Here is a 15,292-nt window from a genome sequence, read left to right as displayed (position 1 = left end):
GTCAGGTGGTCGACGGCTCCACCCACGGCCCGGATCGCATCTCGATCGGCTCGTAGGCTGTGGCCTGGTCGACGATCTCAGATGCCGTCAGCTCGGGGACCGAGAAGATCAGGTCGGCGATATCCGGGCAGACAAGGCCGCGTTCCAGTTGATCCAGCAGGCTGTTCAGCTCAGCGTCGTCCATGTAATCGAGGCTCATGATCCGCTCAACGAGGACGATCGCCTCGTCCCGGGTCAGCTTCGCGGGCAGGCCGCTCACCTCCCACCGGAGCTAATGGCACGCTAATGGCACGCCGTGTAGTCACTGATCCTTGCAACATCGAAGGCCCCGACCGGGACGAACGTCCTGGCCAGGGCCTTCACGCTGGAGCGGGTGACGGGAATCGAACCCGCACTGTCAGCTTGGGAAGCTGATGTTCTGCCATTGAACTACACCCGCAGGCGGCACCACTGTACCTGAGTCGTCACGCCGGTGCACCCAGGTACCCCCTCCGGCGCCGCGCCACGTCGCCCGCAGGACGCGAGAGTGGCTCGCGGCCACCGGCGCAGGAGGTGGCCGCCCGGCAAGCCGGCATGATCCGTTCGCGCTGCGGCCTGCCGGCCGGTACACCCGAAGACCGGCGTCGGCGGGCCGTCGGCGGCGTGGATCGTTACCGAGAAGCACCGTTTCATCGCCAATTGTCGATCGGATACGACGCCGGCCAGGAAAAAGTTTCATCGCGGCAACATATGGCCGTTCTCAAATCCGTCGATCGGTTGTAACGTCTGGCCAACGTTCTCAGCCACGGCGTGACATACCCCCTGTCGCGCCGCCAGAAAGAGGTGGGCCCATGGGACTCCGTCCCAACCTGCTGACCCGGCGTACGGCCGGCGTCGCGACGACGACCCTCGCGTTGCTGCTCAGCACCGCCGCGGTGGGCGTCGTCCCGGCCGCGTCGGCCTTCTCCGCCGCCCCGAGCGAGGTCTGCGTCGAGCCGGCCGACGTCCACTCGGACTCCCGCGTGAAGGCGGGTGCCGCGACCAGGCACGAGCCGAACGAGCTGACCCTGGCGGAAACCCGCGAGCGCGAGGCCGACCTGGCCGCCGCCCTGCGCGAGCGGGCCCGGTTCCGCACCGGCGCCGGCGCCTCCACCATGGCCACCGTCACCATCCCCGTCGTCGTGCACGTGATCCAGCGGGACGCCACCCGGGCCGGCGGCAACATCCCGGACTCGATGATCACGTCACAGATCAACGTGCTGAACCAGTCCTACAGCGGGGCGACCGGCGGGGCGCCCACCGCGTTCAGCTTCCAGCTCCAGAAGATCAACCGGGTGACCAACCCGGCGTGGTACCCGATCGTGCAGGGCTCCTCGGCCGAGCGGTCGATGAAGACCTCGCTGCGCGAGGGCGGCAAGAACACGCTCAACGTCTACCTGGGCGAGCTGAGCAACGACCTGCTCGGTTGGGCGACCTTCCCGACCCGGAAGCTGAACAGCATGGACGGCGTCGTCGTGCTGAGCGAGTCGCTGCCGGGCGGCACGGCCGCCAACTACAACCAGGGCGACACGGGCACCCACGAGGTCGGCCACTGGCTGAACCTCTACCACACCTTCCAGGGCGGCTGCTCCGGCTCGGGTGACAGCGTCAGCGACACCGCGCCCGAGGCCTCGCCGGCGTTCGAGTGCCCGACCGGCCGGGACACCTGCACCGCCCCGGGCGTCGACCCGATCACCAACTTCATGGACTACACCTACGACTCCTGCATGCACCAGTTCACCGCCGGGCAGGCCAGCCGCATGCTGACCGCCTGGAACGCGTACCGCGCGGCGTAGTTCCCCCGCACGACAGGCGAGCACCGGTGCCGGCCCCCGCTCGACGGGGCCGGCACCGTCGTCTTCGGGCGGGGTGGGGCGGTGTGGCGCCCCGGACGGGGACGGCCCGGGGCGCCACACCGCGTCTCAGGCGGCCGGGCGGGCGGCGAGGCTGTCGCCGCTCACCGGCCGCGTCGCGGGTGCCGCCGCGACGCCGGGGGCGGTCGCCCGGGGGTCGAGCCAGACCTGGACGGCGGGCCGCCCGTGCCCCTCGCCCGCGCCGCCCACGCCGCCCGGCTCACGGCGGGCGAGCATCGCCACGTCGACGGTGAACTCGAACAGCCGCCAGTCGACCTGCGGCGCGGCCCGGTGGCTGCGGGCCAGCCGGGCCACCCGGGCCGGGTCGGTCACCGGCCGGGCGTGGCCGGCGACGTAGGCCTCGTCGTCGCTCTCCTCCGGCGGGAAGGAGTGCAGGGCGTAGCGGCCGTCGCGCTCCAGGTCGCGCCGCTTCGGCGAGTCGACCACGAAGCAGAAGAGGCCCTCGTCGGTGATCACCGGGGAGACCGGATGGACGCGGGGCCCACCATCGGCGCGGACGGTGGCCAGATAGCCGAAGCCCGGCCCGTACTGCTGCATGAGAACGCGGATCCCGTCGGCGAGGCGGGGCTCGTCGGCGGCGAATTCGGACCAGGAAGCCATGCCGACATTCTATCGAACACGTGTACGAACAGGTAGTCCGACACGCAGGTCACGCACATCGCTCGCTATGGTGTTCCGATGCTGCTCTCCGACCGCGACCTGGTCTCCGAGATCAAGGCGGGCACGCTCGCGCTGGAGCCGTTCGAGCCCACGCTGGTGCAGCCGTCCAGCATCGACGTACGCCTCGACAAGCTCTTCCGGGTCTTCAACAACCATCTCTACACCCACATCGATCCGGCGATGCAGCAGGACGACCTGACGTCGATGGTCGAGGTGCCCGAGGGCGAGCCGTTCGTGCTGCACCCGGGCGAGTTCGTGCTCGCCTCGACGCTGGAGGTGATCTCGCTCGGCGACCAGCTCGCCGGGCGGCTGGAGGGCAAGTCGAGCCTGGGTCGGCTCGGCCTGCTCACCCACTCCACCGCGGGCTTCATCGACCCGGGCTTCTCCGGCCACGTGACGCTGGAACTGTCCAACGTGGCCAACCTGCCCATCACCCTCTGGCCGGGCATGAAGATCGGCCAGCTCTGCATCTTCCGGCTCTCGTCGCCGGCCGAGCACCCGTACGGCTCGGCGGTCTACGGCTCGCGCTACCAGGGGCAGCGGGGCCCGACCCCGAGCCGCTCCTGGCAGCACTGGCGCACCTGGCCGACCCGCTGACGACCGCTTCGCGGGTGCCAGAAGGGGCCCTCTCCTCGACGACATGCGTCAGGAAGGGCCCCTCCGCACACCTCAGCCGGGGCGGCCGTAGCTGTGGATCGGTCCGTCGTCGACCTTCTTCATCCTGACCGGCACCCCGGCCCGGGAGGCGTGCACCACCCAGCCCCCGCCGACGTACATGCCGACGTGGTGCAGGTCGCTGTAGTAGAAGACCAGGTCGCCAGGGCGCAGCTCGCCCCGGCTGACGGTCGCGGTGACCCGGCGCTGCTGCGCAGCGTTGTGCGGCAGCGACACCCCCGCCTTCGCCCAGGCGGCGAGCATCAGGCCCGAGCAGTCGTACGAATTCGGGCCCTCGGCGCCCCAGACGTAGGGCTTGCCGATCTGCGCGCAGGCGAACTTGACGGCGGTGCCGGCCCCGCCACCGGGATAGCTGGCCGGGCAGGGGGCGGGACGCAGCGGGCCGCCCCCACCGCTGCCGTAGATCCGCAGCCGCAGCTTCTGCAGCCGGTCGATCTCGGCGTTGATCTGCTTCTTCTTCGCCGCGAGCTGGGCCTCGGTCCGGCCGAGCTGGACGACCATCTCGTCCAACGGCGCCTTCTTCGCGGCCAGCCGGTCGCGCAACTCCGCGACCTGCCGCACGTCCTGCTGCTGGTGCTGGGCGAACCGGTCGAGCAGTTCGAGCTGGCCGACCATCTGGTCGGGCGAGCGGCTGCCCAGCAGGGCGTTGACGGCGGAGACGTTCTCACCCTTGTAGGCGCGGACGGCCAGCGCGCTGACCTTCTCCATCGCCTGGTCGACCTGCTCCTCCAGCGGCTTGATCTGCCTGGCGAGCGCGTCGGCCTGCCTGCGCTTGGCGGCCAGGTCCTGGCGGGTGGCGTTGTGCCGTTCGATGATCGGTTCGAGCTTGTTCCAGTCCTCGTCGATCTGGCGCTCGATCTCGGCGACCGTCGGTTCGGCGTGGGCCGCCGTGGCGCCGCCGGTCAGGACGACGGCGAACGCGGCCAGGGCGGCGAGGGCGGTGGTGCAGCGGTACCAGCGTGGGCGCGGCGCAGCCGTCGTGGGGTCGGCGAGGGCCGACCGTGCCGACGGTGGCCGCGGGGCATGGTGTGCCACCGGGCTCCGTACTCCTTCTTCCCGTACCGCCTACCGGGTTAGCTGACGGGTTCGGGCGGGAAGGGGACGCCCTACCGCAGAGGCTGCGGATTCACCCCGGGGGTACCTGGGTCCCCGGCTCGCTCGGGAGCGACTCGGCGGTGTCGGACCGTTACCGCCCCGGTTGGGCGGACTGTCGCCGGCCGACGAATGACCAGAGTAGAGACGGCCGTTATCAATCCGCAACCCATCGAGCCGTGACACACCGTATTCACATGGGCCGGGGAGACCCGCAACCCCGGCGACGAAGATTTCCTTCCTTTTGAAGTGACGGATGGAAAGGTATTGACCAGAGGTGCCGACCGGGGCGAAGGTGACCCCACATTCGCCCGTCCGACCTGGGGGTCTGATGCACCTGACAGCGACATCGAGGAGCAGACGCGTCCTGCTGGCCGCCGCGGTCGCGGCCGCCCTGGCGGCGACGCCGCTCACCGCAGCCGGATCCGCCGCCGCCGCGCCGACGACCGACCGGCAGCAGCAGTACGCGGCCGCCGCGGCCGAGTACGGCGTGCCGGAGAGCGTCCTGCTCGGAGTCTCCTACCTGCAGTCCCGCTGGGACACCAACGCCGGAACGCCGAGCACCAGCGGCGGCTTCGGACCCATGCACCTCACCGACGCGGAGTACGTCGCCTCCCTGCCCGGGGGCACCCACCACGACGAGGGCACCGAGGACCCGCGCGGCGACGACTCCCGCCCGTCCCTGGCCGAGGCGCACGAGCCGCCGGCCGATCCGCCCCCCGCCGAGGCCGCGCTGCGGACGCTCGACGCCGCCGCCGCACTGACCGGCGCCAGCGAGGAGACGCTGCGCACGGACGTCGCGGCGAACATCCGGGGCGGCGCGGCGCTGCTGGCCGCGTACCAGAAGGAGATCGGCGCCCCGGTCGGCGCCGGCACCGACCCGGCGGCCTGGTACGGCGCGGTGGCCCGCTACTCCGGCGCGGACAGCGCCGACGCGGCGGCGGCCTTCGCCGACGAGGTCTACGGCACCATCAGCGCCGGCGACAGCCGGCTGACCGACGACGGGCAGCGGGTGACCCTGGCCGCCCGCGCGGTCCAGCCCGAGCGCTCCTGGCTGGACCGGCTGGGCCTGCGCAAGCTCGCCCGGCCCGACGGGCTGGAGTGCCCGGACACCATCTCCTGCGAGTGGATCCCGGCGCCCTACCAGAAGTACGGCCCCGGCGCGGGCGACTACGGCAACCACGACCTCTCCGACCGGCCGGCCCGGCAGAAGATCGAGTACATCGTCATCCACGACACCGAGGGCTACTTCGGGCCCAGCGTCAACCTGGTCAAGGACCCGAGGCGGGTGGGCTGGCACTACACCCTGCGCTCGGTGGACGGCCACATCGCCCAGCACATCAAGACCAAGGACGTCGGCTGGCACGCCGGCAACTGGTACGTGAACGCCAAGTCCATCGGCCTGGAGCACGAGGGCTTCGCCGGACACGGCACCTGGTACACCGAGGCGATGTACCGCACCTCCGCCAAGCTGGTCCGCCACCTGGCGGCGCAGTACGACATCCCGCTGGACCGGCAGCACATCATCGGGCACGACAACGTCCCCGGCACCGTCGCCTCGACCGTGCGCGGCATGCACTGGGACCCGGGTCCGTACTGGAACTGGTCGCACTACTTCGACCTGCTCAAGGCGCCGTTCAAGTCGACCGCCACGCCGCGGACCGGGCTGGTCACCATCGACCCGGACTTCGCCACCAACCAGCCGCAGTTCACCGGCTGCAACCGGCAGCCCCCGGGCGTGCCGAACCCGCCCCCGCCGACGGCCCCCTGCCCGCTGCGCGGCTCGTCCGCGGTGGTCCTGCACAGCGCGCCGAGCCACGACGCGCCGCTGGTCAACGACATCGCGCTGCGGCCCGACGGCACCCCGAACACCATGTACATCTCGGACCACGGCGCCCGTGCCTCGGCGGGGCAGACGTACGCCCTGGCCGGGGTGCAGGGGGACTGGACCGCTATCTGGTACCTCGGCCAGAAGGCGTGGTTCCACAACCCCGCCTCGAAGCCGACCGCGAAGTGGTCCGTCGGTTTCGTGGTGACCCCCAAGGCCGGCAAGGCCACCATCCCGGTGTACGGCCGGGCGTACCCGGAGCAGGCGGCCTACCCGGCCGGCGTGCCGTACCAGCCGATCTCGCCGCTGCAGTACACCCTCTCGGCCGGCCAGCGGTACGCCGTCGGCACCGTGCTCCCCGGCGAGTACTACCGGGCCACCACGTTCGACGGCTCCGCTCCCGGTGACTGGACGGTGATCCGCGGCGACAACAAGTACGTGCAGATCCAGTTCGGCCACCGGGTCATGTACGTCAACCTGGACGACGTGAACCTGCTGCCCTCCCCGCTGGGCGCGCCCAGCTGACCCACCGCTCGCCCGGGCCGGCGCAGGCCGGCCCGGGCAGACGAGGGCCCCCGGTCGACTCGACCGGGGGCCCTCGTCGTTCGGCGGCGCCGGGGGATCAGCCGGGCCTGCGGAACCCGGCCACCGGCATGGTGTTGATGCTGGAGACGTTGACCGGCTTGCCGGCCCGGGGCGCGTGCACCATCTTGTCGTTGCCGAGGTAGAGGCCGACGTGGTGCAGGTCGCTGAAGAAGAAGACCAGGTCACCCGGGCGCGCCTCGGAGCGCGGGATGGCCTTGCCCTCGTTCCACTGTGCGCCGGTGAAGTGCGTCAGGTGGATGCCCGCCGCCTTGTAGGCGTACTGGGTCAGGCCGGAGCAGTCGAACGAGTTCGGGCCGGTGGCCCCCCACACGTACGGGTCGCCGACCTGGGCGCAGGCGGTCCTGATCGCGGTCCGGGCCGCATCGCTGACCACCCCGTTGATGGTCGGGCACTTCTCCGTCTTGACCGTGGTCACGGGCAGCGACGCCTCGAGCTTCTTGATGTCGGCGTCGATCTGCTTCTTCTTCGCCGCCAGGTCGTTCTGCTGCTTGGTCTGCGCGACGATCAGCGCGTCGAGCTTCTTCTTCTCCGCGTCGTACTTGTCGCGGACCTTGGTCACGCCTTCGAGCTGCCTGCGCTCGTTCGCGGCCAGCCGGTCCAGGAGCGTCAGCTGCTCGGTGAGCGTGTCCGGCTTGGCGCTCACCAGCAGCGCGCCGATCTCCTGGGACGGGCCGGAGATGTAGTAACGGGAGGCGAGGTCACCGACCCGGTCCATTGCCAGCTCGGTCTCCAGCGCCAACGGCTGGATCTTCTTCTGCAGGTCCGCCGACTTCTTGCGGTTCACCTTCAGTTGCGCCCGCACCTTGTTGTACTGCTCGATGGTGGGCTCCAGCTGCTCCCACTTCTTGTCGATCGCCGCCTCGATCTCGTCGACCGAGGGCTCGGCGTACGCGGGCGCGGCGAGCACGCCGGCGCCGACGATCGCGGCGGCGACCAGGGTGAGCAGACGGTGGGCGGCCCGGCGCAGGCCACCCGGACGAGCAGACCGTCCCGGTGCGTGACGATGAGGGGGCATGGTTGCCACCGGCACCGACTCCTTTTGCAACCCGACCGCCGGGCGCCTCGCGTGCGGGAAGAGAGGCGAGACAGACGACCCACAGCGGCCGGTGCCCAACCTTAGGGAAGGCGGGGAACGGAATCAAGGCGACCATCGTTCACATCACGCCTGCGCAACCGCTTGCGTACCAAGGGTGTCGGCCCGACGGCCGACGATCGCGGTCAATACGTCGTCCAACGTCACCACGCCGAGCGGCCGGCGTCCGTCGCTGACCAGCACCATGTGCCGTCGCTCGCGACGCATCGACAGCAGCAGGTCGGCGAGCGTCCGGTCCGGCGGCACCACCGCCAGCGGCCGGTAGACCGCCGCCGGGACGGGGGCGCGCCGGCTCACCCCGGCGTACCCGAGCACGTCCTTGACGTGCACGAAGCCGAGCACCCGGCGGGTGGACCGCTGCACCACCGGGAAGCGGGACCGGCCCGTCCGGGTGGCCAGCACCTCCAGCGAGGCCGGCGAGACGTCCTCGGCGACGGTGGTCACCGTCGACCAGGGTTGCAGGGCGTCGGCGGCGGTCCGGCTGTGCAGGGCGAGCGCACCCGTGATCCGGGCGTGCTCCTCGGCGTCGAGCAGCCCCTCCGTACGCGCCTGCGACACCAGCCCGGCCAACTCCTCGGCGGTGAACACCGTCTTCACCGCCTCCGTGGCCTCGATCCGCCACAATCCCAGCACCCGGCGGGCCGCCCACTTCATCGCCAGCAACAGCGGCTTGGTGGCCAGGCAGAACGCCAGCATCGCCGGCCCCAGCCAGAGTGCCGACGGCTCCGGCCCGGCCAGCGTGATGTTCTTCGGCACCATCTCGCCGACCACCGTGTGCAGGAACACCACGACGCCGAGGGCGAGCACGAACGCCACCGCGTGGACCGCCCGGTCGGGCAGCCCGACGGCGTGGAACGCCGGCTCCAGCAGGTGCGCCAGGGCCGGCTCGGCGATCGCGCCGAGCCCCAGCGAGCAGATGGTGATGCCGAGCTGCGCCCCGGCGATCATCAGGGGGATCTGGTTCATCGCCGAGAGCGCCCAGCGGGCCCGCTTCGAGGTGGCCGCCAACGGCTCCACCACCGTACGGCGGGACGCGATCAGCGCGAACTCGCTGCCCACGAAGAACGCGTTGCCCAGCAGCAGCGCCACCGTGACCAGCAACTCAGGCATCGTCGCCCGGCTCCTCGGGGCGGACCACCCGGACCTGCTCGATCCGGTGCCGCTCCACCTCGACGACGGTGAACTCGTAGCCGGACTCGTCGACCGTCTCCCCGGCCACCGGGATGTGTCCCAGCCGGGCCATCAGGAAGCCGGCGAGCGTCTCGTACGGCCCCTCCGGCAGCCGGAAGCCGGTCTGCTCGGCCAGCTCGTCGGAGCGCAGCACGCCGTCGACGAGGACCGTCCGCTCCCCGCCCGGCACGGTCAGCTCGACCGGGCCGGCGTCGTCCACCGCGTCCGGGTCGAACTCGTCGGCGATCTCGCCGACCAGCTCCTCCACCAGGTCCTCGGTGGTGACCACCCCGTCCGTGCCGCCGTACTCGTCGACGACGATGGCGAGGTCCGCGCCGGCCGCCCGGAGCGCCGCGAGCACCCCGTCGAGGTCCAGGCTCTCCGGCACGTACACCGGCTCGCGCGCCACCGAACCGACGGTGGTGTGTTCCCGGCGGGCCGGCGGCACGCCCAGCGCGTCGGGCACCCCGGCGACGCCGGTCACCAGGTCGAGGGTCTCCTCGTACACCGGGAACCGGGTCCGCCCGGTCTGCCGGGACAGCGCCAGCAGCTCGGCCACGGTGGCCGTGGCCCGCAGCGCGACGACGTCCACCCGCGGGGTCATCGCCTCGGCGGCCCGCTTGTCGCCGAAGCGGATGGTCCGGCGCAGCAGCATCGCGGTGTCCGGCGGCAACGCCCCGGCCCGGGCCGAGATGGCCGCCAGCAGCCCCAGTTCCTCCGGCGAGCGGGCGCTGGCCAGCTCCTCCTGCGGCTCGACCCCCAGCAGCCGGACCAGGCGGTTCGCCGAGTCGTTCAGCGCCCGGATCAGCCAGCCGAAGGCGCGGGAGAAGCCGCGCATCGGGCCGGCGGTGGCGAGCGCGGTGGGCATCGGCCGGGCCAGCGCGAGGTTCTTCGGCACCAGCTCGCCGAAGAGCATGGAGAGCAGGGTGGCCAGGGCCAGGGCGAGGAAGGGCGTGAACCGGCCGGCGGCGTCCCCGGCGACCGGGCGCAGCAGCGGGGTGAACAGCCGGGCCAGGGCGGGCTCGGCCAGGTAGCCGGTGAGCAGGGCGGTGAGGGTGATGCCGAGTTGCGCCCCGGAGAGCTGGAAGGAGAGTTCGCGCAGTGCGCGGCGTACCGTCGTGGCCCGGCCGTCGCCCGCGGTGGCCCGCCGCTCGATCTCCGGCCGGTCCACGGTGACCAGGGCGAATTCGGCCGCGACGAAGAACGCGTTGCCGCCGGTCAGCAACACGAAGCCGACCAGGGGCAGCAGCGTGGTCAGCAACAGGCCGTCGATGCTCGCCTCACCTCGGCGCGATTCTCGCACGCGACGGCGGCCGGGGCACGGGCGCGAATCCGGGCGGTTTCGCCCGCTCCGGCTACCGTCGGGCCATGCCCCCACTCACCCTCGCACACGAGCTGGCCCTGCTCGGCTACGACGACGCCGGCGTCAACCGGCTCGGCCGGCCGGCGCTGGACTACGGGCTGGCCGGCGCCCTGCTGCTGGAGCTGGCGCTCGCCGGTCGGATCGAGGTCGCCGACGGCCGGCTGGTGGTGACGGACCCGACGCCCGTCGGGCAGCGGCAGCTCGACGACGCGCTGGCCCGGATCAGCGCCGACGGGAAGCGCCGGCCACCGAAGGACTGGATCGGTCGGCTCGCCAAGGACCTGCCCGAGCAGGTGCTGGACGGGCTGGTGACCGCGGGCGTGCTCCACCGTGAGTCGGACCGGGTGCTGTGGGTCTTCCCGCGTACCCGCTATCCGTCGCCGGCGGGCGCGGAGCCGGAGGTGGAGGCACGGGCGCGGCAGCGGATGGTCGCCGCCGTGGCCGCGGACGGTCCGGTGGACGGGCGGACCGCCGCGCTGATCGGCCTCGCCAAGGCCCTCGGCCTCGACCGCAGGCTCTTCGCGGGGCTGCCGAAACCGCAGGTCGAGCGGCGGCTGGTCGAGATCGCCGCCGCCGGCTGGGCGTCCGAGGCGACGAGGAAGGCGATCGAGCAGACCCAGGCGGCCGTGCTGCTGGCGACGACCACGGCCGCGACCGCCGCCATCGTGACCACCGCCGTCTCCTGAACGACGACGGCGGTGGCACCGCGAGGTGCCACCGCCGTCGGGCGTTCCAGGGGTACGCGTCAGCCGGCGACCGGCGCCGTCTCCTTCTCGCCCGGCGCCTGCTCGGGCTTCACCGAGCGGAGCAGCACGCTGGCCACGTCGACGACCTCGACCTGCTCGCCGGCGCCCTTGCCGTTCACCCCGTCGTTGAGCATGGTCGAGCAGAACGGGCAGCCGACGGCGACCGTCTTCGCCCCGGTGGACATGGCCTCCTCGACCCGGTCCACGTTGATCCGCTTGCCGATCTTCTCCTCCATCCACATCCGGGCGCCGCCGGCGCCGCAGCAGAAGGAGCGCTCGCTGTTGCGCGGCATCTCGGTGAGCTCGCCGGCGATGGCGGTGCCCAGCACCTCGCGCGGCGGGGCGAAGACCCGGTTGTGCCGGCCCAGGTAGCAGGGGTCGTGGTAGGTGACGCCGCCGTCGACCGGCTGCACCGGGGTGAGCCTGCCGGTGGCGACCAGGTGGGCCAGGAGCTGGGTGTGGTGCACCACCTCGAACTCGCCGCCGAGCTGGCCGTACTCGTTGCCGAGGGTGTTGAAACAGTGCGGGCAGGTGGCGACGATCTTGCGCTTGCTCTTCTCCCGGCCCTCGAACGCCTCGTTGAGCGTCTCGACGTTCTGCTGGGCGAGCATCTGGAAGACGAACTCGTTGCCGATCCGGCGCGCCGGGTCGCCGGAGCAGGTCTCGCCCTCGCCGAGGATCGCGAACTTCACGCCCGCCTCGTTGAGCAGCGTGGCGACCGCCCGGGTGGTCTTCTTGGCCCGGTCCTCGAACGCGCCGGCGCAGCCGACCCAGAAGAGGTACTCGAAGTCGTCGACCTCGCCCACCCGCGGCACCTCGAAGTCCAGGCCCTTGGTCCAGTCCTCGCGGGTGTTCTGCGGGGCGCCCCACGGGTTGCCCTTGTTCTCCAGGTTGCGCAGCATCACGCCGGCCTCCGACGGGAAGCTCGACTCGATGAGCACCTGGTAGCGGCGCATGTCGACGATGTGGTCGACGTGCTCGATGTCGACCGGGCACTGCTCGACGCAGGCGCCGCAGGTGGTGCAGGACCAGAGTACGTCCGGGTCGATGACGCCGCCCTCCTCGGCCGTGCCGATCAGCGGCTTGTCGCCCTCGGCCAGGGCCAGCACGTCGACGTGCGCGAGCTGGGCGGGGGTGGCCTTCTCCTCGCCGGTCAGGTCCTTGCCGCCGCCGGCGAGCAGGTACGGCGCCTTGGCGTACGCGTGGTCGCGCAGGCTCAGCACCAGCAGCTTCGGCGACAGCGGCTTGCCGGTGTTCCAGGCCGGGCACTGCGACTGGCAGCGGCCGCACTCGGTGCAGGTGCTGAAGTCCAGCAGACCCTTCCAGCTGAACTGCTCGACCTGGGCGACGCCGAACTGGTCCTTCTCCGGGTCGGCCTCCTCGAAGTCGAGCGGCTTGCCCTGGCTCGTCATCGGGCGGAGCGCGCCGAGGCCGGAGCCGGCCCGGCCCGGGTCGCGCTTGAAGAAGATGTTCGGGAACGCCAGGAAGCGGTGCCAGGCGACACCCATGGTGACGTTCAGCGAGATGACGATGAGCCAGGTCATCGAGATTACGATCTTGATGAGCGCGGCGACGCTGACGCCCGCGTCCCAGTTCGGCAGCGCCGCGCCGACCGCGTGGCTGAGCGGGGTGGCCCAGACCGGGTACTCGAAGTGGTCGGTGGCGACCTTGAAGCCCCGGATCACGAAGCCGAAGATCAGGACCAGCAGCACGACCCACTCGACGAAGTAGCCCTGCCACATGGTGGAGCCGGTGAACCGGGAGCGGCCGCCCGGCCGGGTCGGTCGGTTCCGCAGCCGGACCGCCATCAGCACCAGGATGCCGACGATGCCCAGGATGCCGATCAGCTCGGTCACCGCGTTGAAGAACGTCCAGGCGCCCACCAGGGGCAGCTCGCCGGTCGGGGAGACGACCTCGAAGTACGCCTCCAGCACCAGCAGCGACAGCACGATGAAGCCGACCATCACGAACCAGTGCGCCGCACCCACCACGCTCCAGCGGAGCATCCGGGTGTGGCCGGCGGTCTCCGCCAGCATGGTCTTCGTGCGGGTGCCCTTGTCGCCGAACCGGGTCGGGTCGGGCTGACCCAGCCGGATGACGGCCACCATCTTCATGACCGCGCGTACCGCAAGCCACACCGCCACGGCGGTGATGGCGAACGCGAGGATCGTGGTGACGATCTGGACGCTGCCCATCGAGTTGGCCTCCCGGTCTGCTGCCTGTCGAGCGGCTCGGCGACCGGGGCCGGCTCAGGGGGCGGTCGGCGAGCCGCCGTCACCGCACCCTCGACCGGACCGGTCGATGACCTCGCTCCGCTCGGTCATGCAATGCAGCCTACGCGCAAGGTTACCCAGCGGTAACGTGAGTCATCTCGCACTCCGGCCACGCCGCCCTGCGCACACGATAGGTGGCCCGGCCCGAAACCGCCCGGCAGGGGCTCCGCCGAGTGACCTGCCCCCTCCGGGTACCGCCCGGAAGGCCCCGACCGTGCCGGCCGGGCCCCGGCAGGCCGGATCGTCGGCCTGTGGAGGCCGCACGGCGGCGCGGGCCCACGACGGCTGGAGCGCACGACGATCGGGCCGCACCGCGACACGACACGGCGGCTCGGCCGCACGACGGCACGGCACCGCGGCACGGGCCGCATGCGCCCGGTGGTGCCGGGCGGAGGCGCTCAGCGCCAGCGGGAGAGCAGGATCAGGGAGGCGACCATCGCGCCGAAGCCCACCGCGAGGTTCCAGTAACCCCACGACATGACCGGGTACTCCTGCTCGGAGAGGTAGTAGACCACCAGCCACCCGATGCCGAAGACGATGAGGGCGACCGCCGAGATCGGCAGCCACACCGGGCTAGGCTTGCGCGTCGCCGCCGTCGCCGTCGGACGGACGTCCGTCGGCGGGGTGTACACCTTCTTCTTGCGGACCTGAGACTTGGGCACGACGCTCTCCAGAGGGGGTGACGACCTCGTCCGGCCTGACAACCGGGCGCGGGGGCGACGGTCCATGGCCAATAATGTTCGACAGCTAGCGTAGTCCCGAAGACCCGTCCAAGCCACGAATGGGGTCAGGCCGGTGCTCGGAGTGACCGAAAAAGGCGGGACTGTTCGGGTCGCCGCACCGGCCCGCGCCTCGGCGGGCTGAACCAGACGACGGGGAAGGAACGCTCGGTGGAGTACACATCCGGCGCGGCCTCCTGGCAGAAGGTGCTCCGGCGGGCGGTCGCCGGCCTCCTGCCACGGCGACCACGGCAGCGACGACCGGGCTGGTCGATCGGGGTGCCGCTGATCGCCGCCGCGGCCGGGCTGCTCTTCACCACCACGGCCACCACCGCCGGCGGCACCGCCCTGCGCGAGGACCGGCGTCCCCAGCTCAACCAGCTGATCGAGGACCGCCGCGCGGAGGTGGCGGCCAGCGAGCAGCGCGCCGCCGCGCTGCGCGGGGAGGTCGAGGACCGCACCACGGCGCTGGCCAGCTCGGACGGCCCGATCAAGGAGCAGCAGGACCGGGCGGCCGCCAGCCGCGAGGCCGCCGGGTTCACCGCGCTCGCCGGCCCCGGAGTCACGGTGGAACTCAACGACGCGCCGCGCCGCAACGACGGAACCCTGCCCGCCGGGGCCACCAACGACGACCTGGTCGTCCACCAGGGGGACGTGCAGGCGGTGGTGAACGCGCTCTGGGCGGGTGGCGCCGAGGCCATGTCCATCATGAACGTCCGCGTGCTGTCGACCAGCGCGGTACGCTGCGTGGGTAACACCCTGCTGCTGCACGGCCGGGTGTACTCCCCACCATTCAAGATCGTAGCAATCGGCGACCCCGCCACCCTCCAGCGGGCCCTCGCCGACTCCGAGGGAGTCCGGTTGTTCAGGGACCTGGTCGACGACTACAAGCTCGGCTACAAGGAGACCGTCTCCACGGTGACCGTGCCGGCGTTCGAGGATTCGACCACCCTCAGGTCGGCGACGGTGCCCCGGTGAGCGGCGTGCCCGACGACTGGCCGGAGGAGCGCGACGGCCGCCACCGCGACCAGGGTGACGGCCCCACGGCGTTCCTGCCCAAGGTCGACCGCCCCGCCCCGACCCGGCCCGCCCCGGCCGGAGCCTGGCCGGATCCGGCCCTGCCGCCCCGCTCGCCGGCCTCGCGGTCGCACGGCCCCGGCCCGACGGCCGACGAC

14 protein-coding genes, 1 tRNA gene and 1 riboswitch are annotated in these 15,292 nt (G+C 71.9%); of the genes, 6 read left to right on the top strand and 9 right to left on the bottom strand.

What is annotated here, in order from left to right; genetic code table 11:
- Position 1 precedes the first annotated feature (1 nt).
- Together ACSNOB_RS20080 and ACSNOB_RS20075 are read right to left on the bottom strand one after the other, a co-directional pair.
- Positions 2-259 (bottom strand): e9imm peptide, encoded by a 258-nt coding sequence (locus tag ACSNOB_RS20080; protein WP_436688042.1) that lies wholly within the window; start codon positions 257-259, stop codon positions 2-4.
- A gap of 106 nt (positions 260-365) precedes the next feature.
- Positions 366-439 (bottom strand) — tRNA-Gly (locus tag ACSNOB_RS20075).
- A gap of 391 nt (positions 440-830) precedes the next feature.
- On the opposite strand from ACSNOB_RS20075, the gene ACSNOB_RS20070 reads away from it, so the two are divergent.
- Complete coding sequence (locus ACSNOB_RS20070) at positions 831-1,814, top strand: zinc metalloprotease (RefSeq protein ID WP_393108133.1); 984 nt, start codon at positions 831-833, stop codon at positions 1,812-1,814.
- 126 nt (positions 1,815-1,940) lie between these two features.
- Here the strand turns inward: ACSNOB_RS20070 and ACSNOB_RS20065 are convergent, their stop codons facing one another.
- Entirely contained in the window at positions 1,941-2,492 is a 552-nt protein-coding gene (locus ACSNOB_RS20065) for a pyridoxamine 5'-phosphate oxidase family protein (RefSeq protein WP_436688041.1), read from the bottom strand.
- Positions 2,493-2,570: 78 nt separating this feature from the next.
- Here ACSNOB_RS20065 and dcd point away from each other — a divergent pair, with 78 nt between their 5' ends.
- Entirely contained in the window at positions 2,571-3,149 is a 579-nt protein-coding gene (dcd, locus tag ACSNOB_RS20060) for a dCTP deaminase (RefSeq protein WP_350683119.1), read from the top strand.
- Positions 3,150-3,221: 72 nt separating this feature from the next.
- On the opposite strand, the gene ACSNOB_RS20055 is transcribed toward dcd, so the two are convergent.
- The gene (locus ACSNOB_RS20055) at positions 3,222-4,262 is read right to left on the bottom strand and encodes an NlpC/P60 family protein (protein ID WP_436688040.1); all 1,041 of its coding nucleotides are present in this window, start codon (positions 4,260-4,262) and stop codon (positions 3,222-3,224) included.
- Between the two features lie 12 nt (positions 4,263-4,274).
- Positions 4,275-4,412, bottom strand: a riboswitch (cyclic di-AMP (ydaO/yuaA leader).
- A gap of 238 nt (positions 4,413-4,650) precedes the next feature.
- Here ACSNOB_RS20055 and ACSNOB_RS20050 point away from each other — a divergent pair.
- Positions 4,651-6,672 (top strand): N-acetylmuramoyl-L-alanine amidase, encoded by a 2,022-nt coding sequence (locus ACSNOB_RS20050; RefSeq protein ID WP_436688039.1) that lies wholly within the window; start codon positions 4,651-4,653, stop codon positions 6,670-6,672.
- Positions 6,673-6,769: 97 nt separating this feature from the next.
- Here ACSNOB_RS20050 and ACSNOB_RS20045 read toward each other — a convergent pair whose 3' ends face one another.
- From ACSNOB_RS20045 to ACSNOB_RS20035, 3 genes are all read right to left on the bottom strand, one after another.
- Positions 6,770-7,783, bottom strand: coding sequence for an NlpC/P60 family protein (locus ACSNOB_RS20045; RefSeq protein ID WP_436688038.1), 1,014 nt, complete (start codon positions 7,781-7,783; stop codon positions 6,770-6,772).
- A 129-nt stretch (positions 7,784-7,912) separates the two neighbouring features.
- On the bottom strand, positions 7,913-8,956 hold the full coding sequence (locus ACSNOB_RS20040; protein ID WP_436688037.1) for a hemolysin family protein: 1,044 nt from the start codon (positions 8,954-8,956) through the stop codon (positions 7,913-7,915).
- Entirely contained in the window at positions 8,949-10,262 is a 1,314-nt protein-coding gene (locus ACSNOB_RS20035) for a hemolysin family protein (protein WP_436688062.1), read from the bottom strand. The genes ACSNOB_RS20040 and ACSNOB_RS20035 overlap by 8 nt, the downstream gene beginning before the upstream one ends.
- Positions 10,263-10,384: 122 nt before the next feature.
- On the opposite strand from ACSNOB_RS20035, the gene ACSNOB_RS20030 reads away from it, so the two are divergent.
- Positions 10,385-11,065, top strand: coding sequence for a GOLPH3/VPS74 family protein (locus ACSNOB_RS20030; RefSeq protein WP_436688036.1), 681 nt, complete (start codon positions 10,385-10,387; stop codon positions 11,063-11,065).
- A gap of 59 nt (positions 11,066-11,124) precedes the next feature.
- Here ACSNOB_RS20030 and ACSNOB_RS20025 read toward each other — a convergent pair whose 3' ends face one another.
- Positions 11,125-13,320, bottom strand: a complete 2,196-nt coding sequence (locus ACSNOB_RS20025) for a (Fe-S)-binding protein (RefSeq protein ID WP_436688035.1) — start codon at positions 13,318-13,320, stop codon at positions 11,125-11,127.
- 476 nt (positions 13,321-13,796) lie between these two features.
- Positions 13,797-14,060: a cell division protein CrgA gene (locus ACSNOB_RS20020; protein WP_091100210.1), complete on the bottom strand. Its 264-nt coding sequence runs from the start codon at positions 14,058-14,060 to the stop codon at positions 13,797-13,799.
- 228 nt (positions 14,061-14,288) lie between these two features.
- On the opposite strand from ACSNOB_RS20020, the gene ACSNOB_RS20015 reads away from it, so the two are divergent.
- Entirely contained in the window at positions 14,289-15,095 is an 807-nt protein-coding gene (locus ACSNOB_RS20015) for a DUF881 domain-containing protein (RefSeq protein ID WP_436688034.1), read from the top strand.
- Positions 15,092-15,292, top strand: a 201-nt coding sequence (locus ACSNOB_RS20010) for a hypothetical protein (protein ID WP_436688033.1), incomplete at its 3' end; no start/stop codon positions are given. The genes ACSNOB_RS20015 and ACSNOB_RS20010, both read left to right, overlap by 4 nt.

The sequence above is a fragment of the Micromonospora sp. URMC 106 genome (genome assembly GCF_051386395.1).
Taxonomy (GTDB): Bacteria; Actinomycetota; Actinomycetes; order Mycobacteriales; family Micromonosporaceae; genus Micromonospora.
This window is presented reverse-complemented; position numbering and strand designations above follow the sequence as displayed.